Annotated in this window: 19 protein-coding genes; 15 read left to right on the top strand and 4 right to left on the bottom strand. The window is 66.3% G+C overall.

Annotation, left to right across the window (positions count from 1 at the left end; translation table 11 throughout):
• Positions 1-147: 147 nt before the first annotated feature.
• The 4 genes from U9983_RS11495 (at position 148) to U9983_RS11480 (ending at position 4,110) form a co-directional block, all read left to right on the top strand.
• The gene (locus U9983_RS11495; protein WP_322753998.1) at positions 148-1,026 is read left to right on the top strand and encodes an SAM-dependent chlorinase/fluorinase; all 879 of its coding nucleotides are present in this window, start codon (positions 148-150) and stop codon (positions 1,024-1,026) included.
• Between the two features lie 204 nt (positions 1,027-1,230).
• Complete coding sequence (locus U9983_RS11490) at positions 1,231-2,271, top strand: NAD-dependent epimerase/dehydratase family protein (RefSeq protein ID WP_322754009.1); 1,041 nt, start codon at positions 1,231-1,233, stop codon at positions 2,269-2,271.
• 186 nt (positions 2,272-2,457) lie between these two features.
• Positions 2,458-3,765, top strand: coding sequence for a lysophospholipid acyltransferase family protein (locus U9983_RS11485; protein WP_416211363.1), 1,308 nt, complete (start codon positions 2,458-2,460; stop codon positions 3,763-3,765).
• An 87-nt stretch (positions 3,766-3,852) separates the two neighbouring features.
• Complete coding sequence (locus U9983_RS11480; protein ID WP_322753997.1) at positions 3,853-4,110, top strand: hypothetical protein; 258 nt, start codon at positions 3,853-3,855, stop codon at positions 4,108-4,110.
• A 71-nt stretch (positions 4,111-4,181) separates the two neighbouring features.
• Here U9983_RS11480 and U9983_RS11475 read toward each other — a convergent pair whose 3' ends face one another.
• Together U9983_RS11475 and U9983_RS11470 are read right to left on the bottom strand one after the other, a co-directional pair.
• The gene (locus U9983_RS11475; RefSeq protein ID WP_322753996.1) at positions 4,182-5,084 is read right to left on the bottom strand and encodes an HAD-IB family hydrolase; all 903 of its coding nucleotides are present in this window, start codon (positions 5,082-5,084) and stop codon (positions 4,182-4,184) included.
• Between the two features lie 135 nt (positions 5,085-5,219).
• Positions 5,220-6,059 (bottom strand): sigma-70 family RNA polymerase sigma factor, encoded by an 840-nt coding sequence (locus U9983_RS11470; protein WP_322753995.1) that lies wholly within the window; start codon positions 6,057-6,059, stop codon positions 5,220-5,222.
• Between the two features lie 385 nt (positions 6,060-6,444).
• Here U9983_RS11470 and U9983_RS11465 point away from each other — a divergent pair, with 385 nt between their 5' ends.
• From U9983_RS11465 to U9983_RS11415, 11 genes are all read left to right on the top strand, one after another.
• Entirely contained in the window at positions 6,445-6,723 is a 279-nt protein-coding gene (locus tag U9983_RS11465; RefSeq protein ID WP_322753994.1) for a glutaredoxin family protein, read from the top strand.
• Positions 6,724-6,954: 231 nt separating this feature from the next.
• Positions 6,955-7,815 (top strand): redox-sensing transcriptional repressor Rex, encoded by an 861-nt coding sequence (locus U9983_RS11460; protein WP_322753993.1) that lies wholly within the window; start codon positions 6,955-6,957, stop codon positions 7,813-7,815.
• Positions 7,812-9,164: a glutamyl-tRNA reductase gene (locus tag U9983_RS11455; protein WP_322748489.1), complete on the top strand. Its 1,353-nt coding sequence runs from the start codon at positions 7,812-7,814 to the stop codon at positions 9,162-9,164. The genes U9983_RS11460 and U9983_RS11455 overlap by 4 nt, the downstream gene beginning before the upstream one ends.
• Positions 9,161-10,210, top strand: coding sequence for a hydroxymethylbilane synthase (hemC, locus tag U9983_RS11450; RefSeq protein WP_322753992.1), 1,050 nt, complete (start codon positions 9,161-9,163; stop codon positions 10,208-10,210). The genes U9983_RS11455 and hemC overlap by 4 nt, the downstream gene beginning before the upstream one ends.
• Before the next feature lie 2 nt (positions 10,211-10,212).
• On the top strand, positions 10,213-12,051 hold the full coding sequence (locus U9983_RS11445; protein WP_322753991.1) for a uroporphyrinogen-III synthase: 1,839 nt from the start codon (positions 10,213-10,215) through the stop codon (positions 12,049-12,051).
• Positions 12,048-13,058, top strand: a complete 1,011-nt coding sequence (gene hemB / locus U9983_RS11440; RefSeq protein ID WP_322753990.1) for a porphobilinogen synthase — start codon at positions 12,048-12,050, stop codon at positions 13,056-13,058. The genes U9983_RS11445 and hemB overlap by 4 nt, the downstream gene beginning before the upstream one ends.
• Positions 13,059-13,215: 157 nt before the next feature.
• Positions 13,216-13,542, top strand: a complete 327-nt coding sequence (locus tag U9983_RS11435; protein WP_322753989.1) for a hypothetical protein — start codon at positions 13,216-13,218, stop codon at positions 13,540-13,542.
• A complete protein-coding gene (locus tag U9983_RS11430) occupies positions 13,539-13,919 on the top strand; it encodes a twitching motility protein PilT (RefSeq protein ID WP_322753988.1) in 381 nt (126 codons plus the stop codon). Before U9983_RS11435 ends, U9983_RS11430 begins: the two co-directional genes overlap by 4 nt.
• 222 nt (positions 13,920-14,141) lie before the next feature.
• A complete protein-coding gene (locus tag U9983_RS11425) occupies positions 14,142-15,278 on the top strand; it encodes a DUF262 domain-containing protein (RefSeq protein ID WP_322753987.1) in 1,137 nt (378 codons plus the stop codon).
• 16 nt (positions 15,279-15,294) lie between these two features.
• Positions 15,295-16,401: a DUF3696 domain-containing protein gene (locus U9983_RS11420; protein WP_322753986.1), complete on the top strand. Its 1,107-nt coding sequence runs from the start codon at positions 15,295-15,297 to the stop codon at positions 16,399-16,401.
• Positions 16,379-17,350 (top strand): hypothetical protein, encoded by a 972-nt coding sequence (locus U9983_RS11415; protein ID WP_322753985.1) that lies wholly within the window; start codon positions 16,379-16,381, stop codon positions 17,348-17,350. The genes U9983_RS11420 and U9983_RS11415 overlap by 23 nt, the downstream gene beginning before the upstream one ends.
• Positions 17,351-17,441: 91 nt before the next feature.
• Here the strand turns inward: U9983_RS11415 and U9983_RS11410 are convergent, their stop codons facing one another.
• Both U9983_RS11410 and U9983_RS11405 read right to left on the bottom strand, forming a co-directional pair.
• Positions 17,442-18,368: an alpha/beta hydrolase family esterase gene (locus U9983_RS11410; RefSeq protein ID WP_322753984.1), complete on the bottom strand. Its 927-nt coding sequence runs from the start codon at positions 18,366-18,368 to the stop codon at positions 17,442-17,444.
• A gap of 112 nt (positions 18,369-18,480) precedes the next feature.
• On the bottom strand, positions 18,481-19,339 hold an 859-nt coding region (locus U9983_RS11405), incomplete at its 5' end, for an acyltransferase (RefSeq protein WP_322753983.1).

Raw genomic sequence — 19,339 nt, 5'->3', positions numbered from 1 at the left:
CGGTTTGAATTCCGGCAGTTCGGGGCGGATCGTTGTGCAACGGTCCGGTTCCGCCGGCGGTAGGTCCTCGACTGCCGGCTGCCGAGCCTTGTGGGAAGCTCTCGTGTGACGGGCGGCAACGGAGCCGGCCCCGGCGCAGGGGATCGTATGGCAGGTTCGTGGATCAGTTTTTTGTCCGATTATGGGCTGGACGACGCGTGTGTGGGTGTCTGTCACGGGGTGATCGCCAGGCATGCTCCGGATGCCCGGGTGATCGACATCTCCCATGCCGTGCTCCCACAGGATGTTGAGCATGGTGCGGTGATGCTGGCCGGGGCTGTCGGCTACCTGCCCAGGGGGATCCATCTCACCCTGGTCGAACCGCTTGGTACCGACGGCAGGTACACCCGCGGGATCGCGGTCCGCACCGCGGACGGCTCGATTTTTGTCGCGCCTGACAACGGGCTGGCCTCGCTTGCCTGGGAGATGCTGGGCGGCCTGATCGAGGTTTACGAGATCGCAGACCGAGAGCTGTGGTTGCCGATGCCCACCGCGGTGTTCCGTGGTCGTGACGTCTACGCCCCGGTCGCCGCGCGGCTGGCTGCCGGTCTGCCGCTGGGCGAGGTGGGGCCGCGGTTGGACCCGGCGTCCGTGGTTCAGCTGCGGCCACGGGCCTGCTCGGTTGACGATGACCACGTCCATGGTGAGGTTGTCGACATCGATCATTTCGGCAACCTCGCCCTGAACATCACCCGTACGGATCTTGAGGCTGCGGGTATCACGCTCGGTGATTCCGTTGAGGTACGCATCGCCGGACGTACCCTGATGCTGCGATTCACCCATACCTATGGTGAGGTTGCGGTCGGCCATATCGCGGTCTGCGAGGATTCACTGCGTCGTGTCATGATCGCAGTCAACTGCGGGCGGGCGGTGGATGCGCTACGGGTACGTCGCCGTGCCGCGATCGTGATCGCCCACGCCCCTCGCGAACCACGTTCGAGACCGGTGGCGTCGACTGGGTCGCTCCCGGTTTCCGTCCATGTCTGATGCCGTCGGCTATTCAACGCGTGGCCTCCGTGCCCGACCGACAGTGGCTATCGGGCCACAATGTGGCTACTAACGCGGGCTAACGCGGGCTAACGGCGGCTAACGCCGGCTAATAGGACGCCACGCCACGGACCGCAGAGCGTTGCCGCGCCGACAACTGTGAGGCGTAACATGACGTCGAGATCGGGGCAGGGGGCGACCAGAATGCGACCACGTTGCGTGCTCGTTACCGGTGTTTCTCGACCCCTCGGTGCCCAGGTTGCCGGTGCGTTCGCGGCTGATCCGGAGATCGAGGATGTCATCGGGGTCGATACCATACCACCCCGTGACGATCTCGGGCGGACGCAGTTTGTCCGTGCGGACATCCGTAATCCGTTGATCGCGAAGGTGATCGGCGCTGCGGCGGTTGACACCGTGCTTCACCTGAATGTCATCGCAACTCCGCTCGGCGCAGGTGGGCGGACCGCGATGAAGGAAATCAACGTCATAGGTACCATGCAGCTTCTTGCGGCCTGCCAGAAGGCGCCGAGTGTTACAAAGGTGATCGTAAAGTCAACCACCACAATTTACGGATCATCGCCTCGGGACCCGGCGTTGTTCACGGAAGAAATGGAACCGCGTGGTCTTCCCCGCGGTGGTTACAGCAAGGACGCCTTCGAGGTCGAGGGATATGTCCGAGGTTTCAGCCGGCGCCGGCCGGACGTCACCGTCAGTGTGCTGCGCTTCACGAACATCGTCGGCCCTGGAATTGACAGTCCGCTGACCCGTTACCTCGAGCTACCGGTTGTCCCGACGGTGCTCGGTTTTGATCCGCGCCTGCAGCTGTTGCACAGCGAGGATGCGCTCGGCGTGCTGACAAAGGCTGCGATCGAGGACCATCCCGGCACATTCAATGTCGCCGGGGACGGTGTTCTCCTGTTGTCCCAGGCCGTTCGGCGGGCGGGGCGAGCGCCGCTTCCGGTGCCGTCGCCCGCCGTGGTTACGCTCGGAAACCTGGTCCGCCGGTCGCGGCTGCTGGATTTCTCCGCGGAGCAGCTCGGTTTCCTCGCGCACGGCCGTGCGGTCGACACCACTCGGCTGAAGCATGTATTCGGTTACGTTCCGAGATTCACGACCCTGGAGACATTCGACGACTTCGTACGAGATCGCCCGATGCGATTCGCGATCGACCGTGACACCGTGATGCGGTTCGAACGCGGCTTGTTGGGTGTACTGGCGCGACGCCGTCTGGTCGGAACGTCGTGACCAGGATGGCACTGACCGATGTGCCTTCGATCAGGGCGCCGGGGTTCCCGGCGGATTGGCGAAGCCGGTCTGTCAGCGTCTGTTTTGGATCTTCGGCCCGGCTTGGCAGGCGCGTTCTGACGGCTGGGGGGACCCTGGAGGCCTGAAGGGTGCCAGGGCAGGTCTGGTGAAAAGGTGGTCACTGGTGTGAGTGAAGCGCGGATCATCCCGCTCGGCAGCAAGGACGGGCGCGCCAGGACGGGCGGCGGCGCGGCGGCGCGCCGTCCGCGGCCGCAGGATCCGTCGGAGGTCGACCGCGACGGCGGGACGGACCTGGCCGGTGACGCGCCTGTTGTCGACATGCGCGTCAGCGAGCACATGACCGTCCCCGCGGGCCCGCACCCGGATCCGGTCGCGGGTCGGCCCACCGCATCAGACCGGGCGAACGTCGGCCCGGCCGCGTTGGGCCCGGCGGTGTCCGGTCAGAACGCATCGGTGAACAGCGCCTCGAACGGTGGTGACTCGAACGGTGCTGACTCGAACGGTGGTGACTCGAACGGTGGTGAGGAGCTGACGCCTACGCAGCGGGAACCGGCCGCAGGCGGGAGCAACCCGGCAGGAGACTCGGGTATGGACCCCGTGTCGACACTGCCCGCCGAACCGCTCGCCGACGCGGGCAGCCTCGAGCAGGCTCTCGCGGGTTTTCTCGCGTTCCTGCGGCGGCGGATCACCGGGGACTACGTTGTCGATGAACACGGCTTCGACGAAGATCTCACCGAGAACGTCATCGCGCCGCTGTTGCGGCCGATCTATCAGAGCTACTTTCGGGTTGAGACCCGGGGCCTGGAGAACGTTCCAGACACCGGTGGCGCGCTCATCGTGGCCAACCACTCGGGTACGGTGCCGTTGGACGCGATGATGACCGCGCTGGCAATCATGGACCATCATCCGGCCCATCGGCACCTGCGGATGCTCGCCGCGGACCTGGTGTTCGCCGTCCCATTTCTCGCGCCTGTCGCGCGCAAGACCGGTAACACCCTCGCCTGCCAGCCCGACGCTGAACGACTGCTCGCCAACGGTCACCTCGTCGGGGTGTGGCCGGAGGGTTTCAAGGGGATAGGAAAGCCGTTCAGCGAGCGGTACAAGCTCCAGCGCTTCGGTCGTGGAGGGTTTGTCTCGGCCGCATTGCGAACCGGGGTTCCCATTATTCCCTGCACCATCGTCGGAGCTGAGGAGATCTATCCCATGATCGGGAATCTCCGGATGCTGGCCCGTCTGCTCGGCCTGCCCTACCTACCGATCACGCCAACGTTTCCCTGGTTCGGACTGCTCGGTCTGCTACCGCTTCCGTCGAAATGGCTCATCGAGTTCGGTGAGCCTGTGGACACCGAATCGCTGACCCCGGCCGCGGCCGAGGACCCGATGCTGGTGTTCGAACTCACTGATCGCATCCGGGAGACAATCCAGCACTCCCTCTACGGGCTCCTGATGCAGCGCCGATCGGTATTCTTCTGACACATGGCGACTGAGGATGGGCCTGATGCGACATCGGACGTCCGGCATCGGGCCGACCCGAGGCCGCCCGCCCATGGTTTTTTCCGGGTGGCCGGAGGCTTCGGGGCATCCAGGCGGACGTGGGCAGCACGCGGTTTCGTCGCCATCTATCTACTGTCAGTCACCGGCGTGGTCGGTCTACTGGCCGTGATCGGTGATGGTTTCCTGGCGATCTGGCTGGCCGTCATCGAGCTGGCCTCGGTCGTGGCCATCGTCGCGGTGACCCGTGGCACGCCGTCCGGACCGTCGCGGGTCACCCGTCTCGGCACGCCGAACGATCCCGGTATGCCCAGTGGTCGTCGCTGACGGCGCCACCGCCACCGCCACCCGTAGCCGGTGACACCGGGCCCGCCGATGCCGGCGTTGGTGGCGGCGGGTTAGTCGACCGCGTCGCTGTACCGGCGGCGCAGTGCCATGCCCGCTGCGACGCCCCCGGCCAGCGCGCCCATTCCGGCTGCTGTCGGCACACCGATGCGGGCGGCCTTCCGCGCGATGCGGAAATCCTTGATCGGCCAGTCGCGTTCCCGGGCAACGGCCTTCAGGTCGGGGTCTGGATTGATCGCCACGGGATGGCCGACCAGCGACAACATGGGCAGGTCGTTGATGGAGTCCGAATACGCCCAGCACCGGGAAAGGTCCAATTGTTCACGTTCGGCCAGCGCCTGCACCGCGGCCGCCTTGCTCGGACCATGTAGTGGATCACCGACAAGATGTCCGGTGTAACGCCCGTCCGACACCTCGCTGACCGTTCCGAGCGCGCCGGTGAGTCCGAGGCGTCGGGCGATGACGGCCGCCAGTTCGACCGGTGTGGCTGTGACGAGCCATACCCGTTGGCCCGCGTCGAGGTGCTGTTCGGCAAGTGCCCGGGTGCCCGAGTAGATGCGTTCCGCCATCCGCTCGTCGTAGATCTCCTCACCGAAGCGGACGATCTCGGCGACCTCGCGACCGGCGACGAACGCTAGCGCGGTCTCCTTGACATCCCGCATCCCGCTGGTGTTCTCCAGCCCCCGGACCCGGTAGGACACGTGCTGCCAGCCGAACTTCAGCAGGTCCCGGGACTGGAAGAAGTCACGCGCGGCAAGTCCGCGGGCGAAATAGAAGATCGACGCTCCCATCATCATCGTGTTGTCCACATCGAAGAACGCGGCTGCGGTCGGGTCGGGCGGGGCCTTGGCCGCCAGCTCAGCGGCTGCCTTGAGCGCCGCGGTTGCGGCAGCTTCGGCGTCGGCTCTGCGGGCGCGGTCATCAGCTGTCCGTGCCGGGCGTGGTTGAAACCGCATCGTGCCCTCCTGGACGTCCGCGGCCCACGGGAGGGCCACGCTGTCACTGCGACCTGGGAAGCGTACGGTGCCACGAGGCCACGCAGCGGTACCCGGCATCGGGCGCGCGGTGGAGCTGTGGTCGCGCGGGGGTTGTCAGGGGGCGGCTTGCGCGGTGAAGTGGCGGGCAAGGGATCGGACGGCCCGGAACTGGAGCGCCTTGACCGCGCCTTCGTTCTTGTCCATCGCCAAGGCGGTCTCCCGCACGGAGAGCCCCTCCAGGAAGCGCAGTACGACGCAGTCCCGTTGTTCGGGGCTGAGCATGCGGACCGCATCGATCAGGGCCTTGCTCGTGACGCCGGCAAGGACCGATTCCTCCGGCCCTGAGACGAGCTGGGTGTCCGCGGTCGCCGCGATGTCGTCGGTGGGGAACTCCATCCGTGTCCGCCGCGACTTTTTATGATCAATTACCAGGTTCCGTGCGATCGTGATGAACCAGGCGCCGATGTCGTGGCCCTGCCAGGTGAAGCTTCTGATGCCGCGCAGCGCACGCAAAAAGGTCTCGCTGACGATGTCCTCGGCCATCGCCTGGCTGCCAACCCGGTAGAACACATAGCGGAAGACCACGTCCAGGTAGGAGTCGTACAGCCGGCCGAAAGCCTCGTTGTCGCCCTCCTGCGCGCGGCGGACCAGTTCGGGGACATCCGTTTCCGGCCCCATGACACCCTGGGCCGGCGCTGGCTCGGACACCCCGGGTGTGCCGTGGCCGACCGGTCGGCCCGGGGATGACGACCGGATGCCGGACGGCGTGACCGACCCACCCATGGCCGAGCTGGCCCGCACGGGTCCGCCCAGCATGGCGGCGTACGGGGCATTGTTCACCGAGAAAATCTCGGCCCGTAGCGCTGCCAGGCCGACGGGGTCCGGCGCCGGGCGCGACCAGGACCGGTTCACGTCCGCGATCCGCGCATGACCCGCAACGGGGTTCGCGGCCACGCACATCCCCGGTGTGCACGGGACGGCGCGGCGGGCATACTCGGCTCCGAACGATCAACGAGGCTGACTGAAGCGGGATGTCACCTGTTCGAGACCGGGATCGTCCGGACGTCTGTCGCCCCTGGGCGGTCCGGCCGGAAAAGGCGCCATCATGGTTTTCTCGCGCCTCCGGCGATGACCATCCAAGGACCCTGGACAGCCGAGTCTAGCCAACGATCCGGCACCGGGCGTGCATGGTGAGGTGAAGATGTGTGGTTGTCTTATGGGTCTGGGGGAAGTGTGTTTGTGATGGTGTTGGGCCACTTGAAAGATCTACTTTGACGGGTCGGGCTACGAAGATCGGAGTAGCGGTGCGGGTTTGTGCGGGCCGGGGTCGGGCGCTGGCGTGAGCGGTCGGCCGGGAGGCGTCCGGGTCACCCTGCTGACCCGGACCGGTTGTCATCTCTGTGACGACGCACGGATCGCGGTGGCTCGGGTGGCTGGCGATGTGGGTGCCGAGTGGCAGGAGGTCGATGTCGATGCTCGCGCCGATCTGGTCGAAGCCTACGGTGATCGGGTGCCGGTGATTCTTGTGGACGGGCGGGAGCACGGTTACTGGCGGGTCGAGGAGCCCCGCCTTCGGCGTGCTCTGGCCGGCGGTCGCTGGGGGCCTTTCCCCACATAGCCGCTTCGCGACCATTCGGGGGACCCCGGGCTCGATGGTGGGCCGGCAGCCGACCTGAGCGCAAGATCACAACGACTTCGTGAACGCCTTCACGAAGTCGTAAACTCACCCGGACAGTCGTCTACCGGCGTCGTTCGACCGTGAAGCACTGCTGTTCGACTGTGAAGCACTGCTGGCGGACGGCAGGCGTCGCCGGCAGCCGGGCGCCTCAAAATGGTGCGGGAGCCGTACATGACCGAGTTTCGCCGGGCCGTTTCGGCCGGCCGTGCCCGCTCGCCGGTGCCTGCGGCGACAGTCGCCCGACTCCCGCTCTACCTGCGGGTCCTTACCTCGCTTGCCGATCGGGGGGTGCACACTGTGTCGTCCGAGACGCTCGCTTCGGCGGCCGGCGTGACCTCGGCGAAGGTGCGCAAGGACCTGTCCCATCTTGGTTCGTACGGGACACGTGGCGTCGGCTATGGGGTGGATCTCCTGCTGAGCCGCATCGCCGCTGAACTCGGTCTGACCGAGGACCGTTCGGTGCTTCTGGTCGGGGTCGGCAACCTCGGCCACGCCCTTGCGGGGTACGGCGGGTTTCAGTCCCGCGGCTTCCGCGTGGTCGCACTGCTCGATGTCGACCCCCGCCGGATCGGCGAGTCGATCGGTGGTGTCGTGGTGAGCCCGCTCGACGAGATGGAGGCCCTGGTCGAGCTGAAGCGGGTGACCATCGGCGTGATCTGTACACCGGCCGCCGCCGCGCAGGCTGTGTGCGACCGGCTCCTCGCGGCGGGAGTGACGAGTATCCTCAATTTCGCACCAATTGTGCTGTCGGTGCCAGCGGGAGTGGACGTGCGCAAGGTTGATCTCGCGGTGGAACTGCAGATCCTGTCGTTCCACGAGGCTCGCAAGCGTCCTGGCTGCTCCGTGGACGAGATCGGTTCGGACGAGATCGGTTCGGACGACATCGGTTCGCCAGTCAGTCGCGCCGGCCGCCAGGACGGGCCCGCCGACTCCCGGATCGCGGTCATGACACGTGCCCCAACTGAGCCGTCACCGCGGCAAACCCACAGTGGCAGCCCTCTTGTCGGCACCGCCGGGAGTGACGGATCATGAGCCTGCTGGCCGTGGGCCTCAACCACCGGACGGCGCAGACGTCCATCCTGGAGATGGCCGCGGTCACCGATGACGATGTGCCGAAAGTGCTCCACGATCTGTGCCAGGCCGCATGCGTCGCCGAGGCCGTGGTGCTGTCGACCTGTAACCGCACCGAGATCTACGCCGAAGTGGAGACCTTCCACGGCGGCGTTGCCGATGTCTCCGACCAACTTACCCGGATCACCGGGACAGAGCTCTCCGATCTTGCGCCGCATCTGTACGTCCACCATGAGGCTCGGGCTGTCAGCCACCTGTTCTCCGTCGTCTGTGGCCTGGATTCGATGCTGGTGGGGGAGACCCAGATCCTCGGGCAGGTGCGCGCGGCTTTTCGGACGGCCCAGGTCGAGGCCAGCGCCGGAGCCACTCTCGGCGGTCTGTTCCAGACGGCGTTGCGGGTGGGCAAGCGCGCACACAGTGAGACCGCGATCGGTTCGGCCGGAGCGTCGATCGTGTCGGTCGGGGTGGGCATGGCCGCGGCTGTCTGGGAGGGCGCCGCAGAGCGGGCCGCGCTGGCCGAGTCGCTGCCCGCGATCGACGCGCTTGCCGGGCGTCGGGTCCTGCTGGTGGGTGCGGGGGTCGTGGGAGCGCTGGCGGCGGCCGTGGCGCGGCGGGCCGGTGCGGCCGAACTCGTGGTCGCGAACCGTAGCCCGGCGCGAGCCCGGCGAATCGTCGAGGTCTACACGGCTGAGATGGTCGCGCTGACGCAGGTGGCACCGGAACTGGACCGGGCCGATCTGGTGATCACATCGACGGGTGCGGCCGGGCTGATCCTGACCCGTCAGGCGATCGCCGAGGCGATGGTCCGTCGGGGCGGGCGGCCACTGGTCCTGCTGGACCTCGCTCTTCCCCGGGACATCGACGTGACTGTCCGCGATCTTCCGGGCGTCACCCTTATTGATCTTGACACCCTGCGGAGCGCCCTTGACGGCCAGCAGGTGGCCAGCGACGTCGAGGCGGTCCGGGCGCTCGTGGCGTCCGAGACCGGTACCTATCTTGATCGACGGCGTGCTCATCGGGTCGCGCCGACCGTCGTGGCACTTCGGGCGCAGGCCGCGGCTGTCGTGCGCGAGGAGCTCGACCGGCTGCAGACCCGCCTGCCCGACCTTTCCCCCCGTGACTGGGCGATGGTGGAGGGGACGGTACGGCGCGTGGCGGACAAACTTCTGCACGCGCCGACCGTGCGGGTGCAGCAGCTCGCTGCGTCCCCCGGCGGCGACACCTATGCCGAGGCGCTGCGTGAGCTGTTCGACCTTCCTCGGGAGGCCCCGGCCGTCGTGTCCGCACCCGAGCTACGAGAGGCACCATGACGAGCGGAAACCGTCGACCAGGTCGACCGGATGGAGAGTCCGTCCCGGGACCCACCGGGCGCAGGGATGCGCTGCGGCTGGGCACGCGGGGTTCGGCGCTCGCACTCGCGCAGTCCAGCCTGGTGGCGAGCTGGTTGCGGGAGCGGCTGGGCCGTCAGGTCGAACTGGTGCACATTGTGACCGCCGGCGACCGTTCCCAGGAGGCGATCAGTCAGCTCGGCGGGACCGGCGTATTTGTAAGCGCGCTGCGAGAAGCGCTGGTGGCCGGTGAAATCGATCTCGCCGTCCATTCCCTGAAGGACCTCCCGACAGCGACCCCGGACGGGCTTGTGATCGCGGCTGTCCCGCCCCGCGCGGACCCTCGTGATGTCGTCGTCACGCCGAGTGGGCGGAAGTTGAGCGACCTCGGGCCCGGCGGCACCGTCGGTACCGGGTCTCCCCGGCGAGCTGCGCAGCTGCGTGCGCTGGGCCTCGGGCTGAATGTCGTCCCGATTCGGGGTAACGTCGACACGCGAATTAAGAAGGCGATCGACGGAGCGGTCGACGCGGTTGTACTCGCCCATGCCGGGCTGGACCGGCTGGACCGGTTGGACGCGGTGACCGAGGTGTTGGATGCGGATGTGATGGTGCCGGCTGCTGGGCAGGGTGCGCTGGCGATCGAATGCGCGGGTGATCCCGACGTGCTCGACGGTGTTTTCGATCGGGCCGACCTGTACCGAGGCAATGTCACTCTCGCCGAGCTGCTACGGTTTGTGCTGGACGACCCACTGTCGCGCACGGCTGTTGCCGCTGAACGTGCCTATCTGGCTGCCATCGAGGCCGGTTGTAGCGCACCGGTCGGCGCTCTTGCCGACGTTGCGGTGGCGCCCGAGGGAGCAATGGCCGCCGGTGTCATCCGGCTACGGGCGGTGGTTGCGTCGCCGGAGGGGAACGGTGTTCTCCGGCGCGTGGTCACCGGGCCCGCTCACCACCCGGAGGCGCTGGGAGAGCGCCTCGCGGACGCGATGTTGTCCGCTGGAGCACAGACGTTGATGGGAAATTTCTGATCATGGCCACCCGCCGCACGAAAAAGCCTCTGATCCCGGTCGCTCTCGTTGGAGCCGGCCCACGCGATCCCGGCCTGCTGACCGTTCTTGCCACCGAGACGCTGGCCAGCGCCGAGTCGGTGATTGTCGATCCCGATGTCGCTCCAGAGATTGTCGCCACGCTTGCCGGTGAGGTGCTGCGTATCGGCGATACCGAACCGGCGAAACCAATCATGGACGCGGACGCGGCAACCGCGGTGGTCGTCGCGCGGGCCCGGGCGGGGGAACGGGTCGTCCGGCTGTACGCGTCGGATCCGTGGCTCACCGGGATCGGTATCGCCGACGCGCAGGCGCTGGCCAAAGCCAAGATTCCTTTCCGGGTGGTGCCGGGTATTCCCACCGGTGCGGCGGTTGCCGCCTACTCGGGGGTCGCGCCCGGGCTTCCGGTCACCTTCGCAAGCACAGCGGGGGTGTTCTCCGCCAGCGGGGTGCAGCCGACCATCACTCCGGCGGCGGACACGCCGGGCATGCCGCTGGGTTCGGCGACGTTCGGGGCCAGTCGTCTCGGCGGGCGCGGTCTGTCTGAGCTGGGCGGGTCCGGCCTGGGCGGAACGGGCCTTGGGGGCGCAGGTCTTGGGGGCGCAGGCCTTACGGCATCGCCGCTGGGCGCGTCGCTCGGTCTCGGTGGGATCGGCGCGGGCCTGGGCGCCGCTGGTGTGCCCGGCTCGGAGGTCGACTGGGTGTCGCTGGCCCAGGCGCCCGGCACCCTGGTGGTGACCGCGGTCTCCAACGAGGTCGGTAAGGTCGCGGCGGCACTGGTCGAGCAGGGCCGCCCGGGCGACACACCGGTCGCCGTGACAGTGGACGGCACCACGACCGACCAGCGCACGGTCTCCTCCACCTTGGACCGGATCGAGGCCGATGCGGCGCCCATCATCGCCAACGCACCATGCGTGGTCATGTCGATCGGTCCGGCGGTCGCGGCCCGCGGCAAGCTGTCGTGGTGGGAGTCACGGGCGCTGTTCGGTTGGACGGTTCTGGTGCCCCGGACCAAGGAGCAGGCGGCCATCCTCTCGGACCTGCTGCGCTCGCACGGCGCGAGTCCGCTGGAGGTACCGACGATCGCGGTGGAGCCGCCGCGGACAGCCGCCCCGATGGAACGTGCGATCACCGGCCTGGTGTCGGGCCGTTACCAGTGGGTCGCCTTCACCTCGGTGAACGCGGTCCGGGCCGTCCAGGAGAAGGTCGAGGAACGCAGCCTGGACGCGCGGGCGTTCGCCGGCGTCAAGGTGGCCGCGATCGGTGAGGCGACCGCAGATGCGCTGCGCGCCTTCGGAATCCGGCCGGATCTCGTCCCGTCCGGCCAGCAGTCCAGCGAGGGTCTGCTGGCAGACTGGCCCGAGTACGACGACGTGTTCGACCCGCTTGACCGGGTGCTGCTCCCCCGGGCGGACATCGCCACCGAGACCCTGGTCGCCGGGCTGAAGGACCGTGGCTGGAACGTCGACGACGTCACGGCGTACCGCACGGTGCGCGCCGCGCCACCGCCGGCTCCGATCCGGGAGGCGCTCAAGGGCGGCCGGGTGGACGCCGTGGTGTTCACATCCTCCTCGACCGTGCGTAACCTGGTGGGGATCGCCGGTAAGCCGCACGAGACCACGGTGATCGCGGTCATCGGCCCGCAGACGGCGGCCACCGCGGTCGAACTGGGCCTGCGCGTCGACGTCCAGGCGACGGAGGCGACCATCCCGTCGCTGGTGCAGGCACTGGCCGACTTCGCCGCCGAGCACCGTGAGGAACTGGGCAAGGTCGGTCCGCTCGCAGCCCGGCTACCCAAGCCCCGGCGAGGTTCCCGGCGGTGACCGCACTGCCGGGCGCTGGTGGTCGCGCCGGGTTCCCGCTGGCCAGACCGCGCCGGCTGCGCCGTGGTACAGCCCTGCGGCGGCTGGTGTCCAACGTGCGGTTACATCCGGCGGACCTGGTGCTTCCGATGTTCGTCAAGGAGGGCATCGCCACCCCGGCGCCCATCGCCTCGATGCCGGGCGTCATGCAGCACACCCGGGAGTCGTTGCGTAAGGCCGCGGTCGAGGCGGCCCGGGCCGGCGTCGGTGGGTTGATCCTTTTTGGCGTTCCCGCGAGCAAGGACGGGCGTGGTTCGGCCGCGGATGACCCGTCCGGCATCGTGCAACTTGCTCTCGCGGATCTTGTCGCGGAGGTCGGCGGCGACATGGTCATCATGACGGACCTGTGCCTGGACGAGTACACCGACCACGGCCACTGCGGCCTGTTGACGCACGACGGTGACGTCGACAACGACGCCACCCTGGCTCGGTATGGCTCGATCGCGGTGGCCCAGGCCCGCGCCGGTGCCCAGGTGGTGGCGCCGAGCGGGATGATGGACGGCCAGGTGGGCGCGATCCGCGCGGCGCTCGACGCAGCCGGCCACGCGGACGTGCCGATCCTGGCCTACTCGGCGAAGTATGCCTCGGCCTTCTACGGTCCGTTCCGCGACGCGGCCGAGTGCGCACCGCGGTCCGGTGACCGCGCTGGCTATCAGCAGGACCCGGCCCGCTCGGCCGGTGAGGCCCTGCGCGAGGTCGCCCTCGACATCGCCGAGGGTGCCGACGCCGTGATGGTGAAACCCGCGTTGGCCTATCTGGACGTCGTGGCGGCGGTCGCCGCCGCCGTGGAGGTGCCAGTTGCCGCCTACCAGGTGTCCGGCGAGTACGCGATGGTGGAGGCGGCGGCGGCGAACGGCTGGATCGACCGCGAGCGCGTCATCACCGAGACGCTGACGGCGGTCCGCCGGGCGGGCGCGGACATCATCCTGACGTACTGGGCGACCGAGGTGGCCCAGCGCCTGCGCTGATCCGTCCGGGCCCCTTCCTGGCGGCTCCGTTCCCGCCGGGCCCGGTCGCGCCACGTGTTTCTGTGGTCCTTATGTGCACTTTGCGGATAAATTCTCCTACTTTGGCCGATAGGCTGCTTCACAGCAAGATCGGCCATCTTCTGGTGGAGGGACCGCAATGACCATGGTTCTGGAGCGACCGACGCGGGAGCTGTCGGTTGCGTGTTCGTACCGTTGGTACGAACAGATCGACTACGATGACGGCATGGCTGTCGCGAAGGTGTCCGTATCCCTGGACGAACGTGTCCTCACGGCCGCACGGGCGGCGGCGACGGCCAGGGGCATCAGCCTGTCGGCCTGGATGTCGCAGGTGATCGATCACCACATCGGCATCCAGGAGGGCCTTGCGGCCGTCCGTGAGTACGAAGCCGAGCACGGCCCCATCCCCGCCGAGGCACGCGAGAATGCCCGCCGCGTCCTGCGCGAGCTGGGGGTGATCTCATGAAGGGTCTGATCTACGACGCGGGTGCGCTCGTCGCTGCGGAGCGATCGGACCACAAGGTGTGGGCCATGCACATCGAGGCGTTGGAGCATGACGTTCGGCCGATTGTTCCGACGCCCGTGCTGGCGCAGGTCTGGCGAGGTGGCCCACAGCCGAACTTGTCTCGCCTGCTCAAGGGATGTGACATCGAACCATTCTCCGAGGAGAGCGCGCGAGCCTGCGGGACGCTCCTGGCAAAGGCTGACCAATCGGACGTCGTGGACGCGGCGGTTGTCGTCTCCGCGGCGACGAAGGGGCGTTCGGTTGTCACGAGCGATCCGTCGGACGTGTCCGCCCTTGCGGACGCGCATGACACAAAGATCAATCTGCACGTCGTCTGAGTACGACGAGGTGGCTGCGAGGGCACCTGGACAACAGATACCCTCGCGGCTACCCGCACCCGGTTGGGCTCTGACGGTCCGCGGCGGTCGGTGTGGCACTCGACCGGAGGTCGAGGTTGTGCTCCGGGGCACCAGGATGTGGGAGCCGCCAGGTCCGGTTCGTCGAAGGACGGCCTCGTAGGATCGGCGCTGGACCCAGACAGATCCGGAGGATGCGTCGACATGGCGGAGGACGGCATCGACGTTCATGAGGAGTACTTCGACAACGCGCCCACCGGAGTCGAGGTTGAGCTGGACGACGAGGAATCCGGTACAGCCCGGCCCTGGAATCCGGATGACATCCGGGTCGGTACGAAGCAGTTCTCGCTGCGTAACGTTCTCGATCTGATTGATGACGGTGATCTGGAGCTGGCGCCCGACTTCCAGCGGAACACGGTCTGGAAGGCCCGGCAGAAGTCACGTCTTATCGAGTCAATCTTGTTGCAGATCCCACTGCCGGCATTTTATTTCGCTGAAGACGGCAACGGGATGATGCGTGTTGTGGACGGCCTGCAGCGGCTGTCCACCGTGCACAGTTATGTCCGTAAGAAGGCGTTCATATTGACTGATCTCGAATATCTGAAATCGGCAGAGAAGAAGCGCTTCGACGAGATCATACCGGCACTGCAACGCAGGATCAACAATGCACAGATCGTAGTTCACGTCATTGATCCGAGCACGCCTTCGGGAGTCAAGTACGATATTTTCAAGCGGATCAACACGGGTGGTACTCCGCTTAATGCCCAGGAGATCCGGCACTGCATGAGCAAGGAGCGGAGCCGGAGCTTTCTCAAACAGTGCACGCATACGCCGGAATTCGACCGCGCCACTGGCGAACGTTTCCGTGATCACATCCGGATGGATGATCGAGAAGTGGTTCTCAGATACTGTGCCTTTTGTCTGCGTGGTGTTGACGGCTATGTCTCGGACGGCTCTATGGATACTTTTCTGGATACCACGACAACAATGCTCGACAACCCACGGGAGGTTCCGGATGATCGTTTGGCGGAGCTCCATAATGCCTTTCGTGAGGCAATGATCAAAAGCTATGACGTTTTCGGCGAACATGCATTCCGGAAATGGTCCCGAGGGGTGAACGCCAGGAACCCCATCAACCGTCCACTGTTCGAGAGTTGGTCCTACGTACTCGGTCGGTACGACCTCGCCGATCTGATGAGGCGCAAAAATCTGATCGTGACCGCGGCGCGGGACATCATGGCCGATGATCGATCCTATATCGATGCCATCACGACCTCGACGGGAGACCCGAGAAAGGTTCGGCTACGGTTTGACCGCGCAGCCCAGACCGCGCAGCCCTGACCGCGCAGGTGGGCCGGTGACGGCAACTCTTGCGATCCGAAATTTCAAACGGTTCGTCTCAGTCGAGCTGGAAATTCGACCACTCACTGTTCTTACCGGTCTGAACGGTACCGGTAAGAGCACCGCCATCCAGGCTCTGCTACTCGCCCGACAGGTGGCGGAGAATGCCGGCGCTCGTGTCGTACAGCTCAACGGACCGTACGGACTGGCGTTTGGTGAGGCTTTTGACGTCCTGCATCCCGAAGCCGTGAGGCAGGAGATTGAAATTCGCATCGACGTCGGTGAGGTCCCCCACCGGTATTTGTTTGACGTGCCTGACGACAGAGCGTTGAATCTGCTGGTTCGTGACCGTCCGGCGGATGTCCCGGACCTGCTCACCGGTCACGGCGTCTCGTTCAGTTACCTCAACGCCGAACGGCTCGGGCCTCGGGATCAGCTGGACGTCACCGCCGAAGATCGGGATCGGGTCGGTGTCGGGGTCCGCGGTGAATACACGGCACAAGCGCTGGCCCTGCACGAGACCAGCGAGGTTCGTGAACTACTTCGACATCCGAGTACCGGGGCGGAAGGCGTCACCACGCTACGTACCCAGGTCGAGACCTGGGCGTCCGAGGTCATCCGGCCGATCCGGATCACCGCACAATGGCCGGCGGGGATCACGGCGAGTCTGATCCGCTTCCAGGAGCCCGGGGTGGTGGGCGAGCAGATCAGACCCACTAACATGGGTTTCGGGTTTTCCTACGCCTTGCCCATCATCGTCGCTGGTCTGTTGATGCCGACAGGCGGAGTACTGGTCGTGGAGAATCCCGAAGCCCACCTGCATCCCGCCGGTCAGTCCCGGCTCGGTCGCTTCCTGGGCCAGGTGGCGGGAAGTGGTGCACAGGTGATTGTGGAAACCCATAGTGATCATTTGATCAACGGCATCCGTCTGGCCGTCATGGAGGACCGGGTTCTCGAGTCCCGAGGGGTGATCGTGCATTTTTTCGGTGAGGGTACCGATGGTCATCCCACGGCCATCGAACTTACGGGTCGTGGTGGGCTCACCAGTTGGCCGACAGGATTTTTTGACCAGATCGAGAACGACCTGGGGAGGCTGGCCCGTGCGAAGCGCGGAAAAGGTTAGTGGTCCCCGTGTCGTCCTCGACGAGGTGAGCTTCGATTTCCGGGGACTGTCCGATTCCCAGATCGAGGCCTATTTAGACGAGTTCAACGAGACCTTACGGACGCTTCGCGACGAGGACAGCCTCGGAGTCTCCTGTGCTCCCATGTGGGAAGCGGTCCGGTGCCTGGACGAGTGCGAGGTTTACCAGTTCCTGTGCCGCGAGTATCCATCGGAGGTCGACCGGGACACGCTGGTTCTTGCGTACAGCCAGCTTTCACGATGTCCGGAATGGGACGATGAGGCGATTCCGAATGTTGATGCTACCGTAAGCATCGACGGCAGTGATCCTATCATGGCGCTTTCGGTGGCCTACGCATCTTTTATGATCATGAGTGGATTCGGTGTCGCCTGCGCGCTTTTTCCAGGTTCCATCCGTCGTCGAGGAACTCTGGCTGTGCGCGGTGACCACGGCGAAAGCCAGGTGTTCTTTTTCTGCGATCCAGCGAAGCTGCCCGAGTTCTGGCGGCGATTATTCGCGCTTGAAAACGTACCTGAGGGTAAATTCTTCGAGTTGGGTCGACGCGCCTTTCCGGATCTCGTATTTCATCCAAGTCTTTCATTCAACCGTTTCGAAGGATCCTACTCGGTACTGCGCGACCGGGTAGTCGCCGTACTCGCTGCGCTGAACGATCGATTTGTTGACGAGTACAGCGGATGCAAGGGAAAACCCAACGAGATCCAGGCCGCGATGGGCCGTTACCGCCTCGAACTCTCACCGGAGAGCCCGAAAACCAGGGGCAGCGACCGGTTGATGCGCCAGCGTGAGGTGATTTACGAGGGTAATACGCTGCGTTGTGAGTGGCATGCGAAGCTGGAGCGTCACCGCAACCGCATCCACTTCTCCGAACCCAGTGAACATCTGGCCGGCCGTATTCTGATCGGAATCTTTGTTTCTCATCTCGACACGTAGAGCCGAAAATCGTGTGATCACGAACGGTTCGTATCCCACAGTCCACAGGGTGTGCGGCCTGAGCATGCGCCGATGGCCGGTCGCGGCGCGGTCACGCTGGTCCGGTGGCGGAGCGAGCGACCGTGGCGGCGGGTGGGTTTGGCGGGGCCGGCACGTCCGGCAGACCGGCGAAGAAGCTCCAGATGACGGTGGCGGCACTGGCTGCGGCCGGTACGCGTGGTGGTGCCGGCCAGGAGTGTGGCACGTCGTGGTAGGTGACGGCGGCGACAGCGGCACGGTCCCGGCATTCGCGCCAGATCATGATCTCAGCCGGACCCACCCGGCGGGTGGTCGCAGGCCGTGCGGGACAGCCGTCCCGCTCACGCCAGAGTGCGACCGCGGCGGCCATCGACATCAGCGGTGGTCGTGCCAGGAGAGCTCCGTCATAGGGCAGCACCTGGTCGGCGGTACCGGCGGCAAGCAGTACCGACACCGCACGTCCTCGCGCACACGGTACCAGCGGTACGGCCCCGTATGTCGCGACCCCGGCGAAGGCGGACGGGTCCTCGCAGGCCATCCGAAGCGCGAGCTTTCCGCCGTTGCTGTAGCCGACGAGGTAGACCCGATGTGCGTCGGCCGGCTCCCCGTGCAGCACCGCGGCGACGACACCGCGCACAAAGGCGGGGTCGTCCGGTCGTGACCGGCCCGCCGTGCCACAACAGTCGGCGCCGGCGTTCCAGGACCGGTCGAGACCTGCGGGTACGGCAAGAATCGCGTGGCCGTCGGCCACGAGCGGACTCAGGCCGCTGAGCGCCACCATCGCGGTCGGTGTCAGGCCGCGACCGTGCAGAAGTACCACCAGCGGCAGCCGCTGCGTGGATCCAACCGGTCGCAGCAACAGATAGACGCGTCGCAGCCCACCCATCGTGATCGTCCGCGTGCTCTGGCTGATCAGCGGCTGGGCTGTGATCGTGGCCTTGCTGGTTGCATCCTGCGGTGGGGTAGACGGTTGGCTGGGGGTGACCGATGCGGCTGCCACGGCTGATTGTTTTCGATCTACGTGGACGATAGGTTCTGCCATGGTGACGATGAGTATTATCGCCGCCGTGGCGGCCAGCAGAAGATTCCCCCGTCGATAGGTCATGCGCAGGTCAGCCTGTCATCCGTTGTCGGGGCCGACCGGACACCACCAGGCTCAGCGGCGTGGGCCGGCAGAGCGCGACCAGCGCCGTCGACAGCACCAGGGTCGTGGACATCGCCAGCAGGGTTGACCACGGTGGGGGAAGGGCGTGGGGAAGGACGGTCAGCACACCTACCAGGATCGCCGGATGCACGAGGTAGACGCCGAAGGACAGCTCCGAACCCTTGCGTATGAGTGAGTCCAGCCGGCCTGGACGTCGCCTGCGCTGCCACACCGAGCCCAGGGCGAACAGGGCCACGATGCTCGCTGATCCCCATGGCACCATGATGGGCTGAAAGACCGACGCGGCGTCGAACGGCGACTGTCCGTGATGTCGTGCGATCATGTACCAGAGTTCTGCGGCACCGGCGGCGAGTACCGCGCTCAGTACCGAGAGCCCGATGTGTCGACTCACCCAGCCGCGGAAGCGATCGCCGTGGACCGCGGCGAGCGCACCGGCCACGAGCCAGAACTGGTACATCCCGAACAGCTCGTAACAGTGCTGCTCCAGCACGCCGGCCACCCCGGACCACGGCCGCCCGTAGTGGACTTCCGTCAGGATGGCGATCTGGAGCAGTGCGCTTCCTGCCAGCAGCGACCAGTGGTGCCCGGCGGTGCGCCGCACCAGACGGGCCAGCAGCGGGAACAGCAGGTATGCCTGCAGGGTGACCAGCAGGAAGTACAGGTGATACCAGGCGTCGCCGGTGATTAAGTCATAGCCAAGAGTGCGCAAAGCGGCGGTTATCTGGCCGTCTGAGAGCTGTTGGAGGAGACCGCGGCCGGCATAGAGCACGGTCCAGACCACGTACGGCACCCCGACGAGCAGGAAC

It is taken from the genome of Protofrankia sp. Cas3, assembly GCF_963555955.1.
Taxonomy (GTDB): Bacteria; Actinomycetota; Actinomycetes; order Frankiales; family Frankiaceae; genus Protofrankia.
Note: the sequence above shows the minus strand (reverse complement) of the source record. Positions and strands in the feature narration are given on the sequence as shown.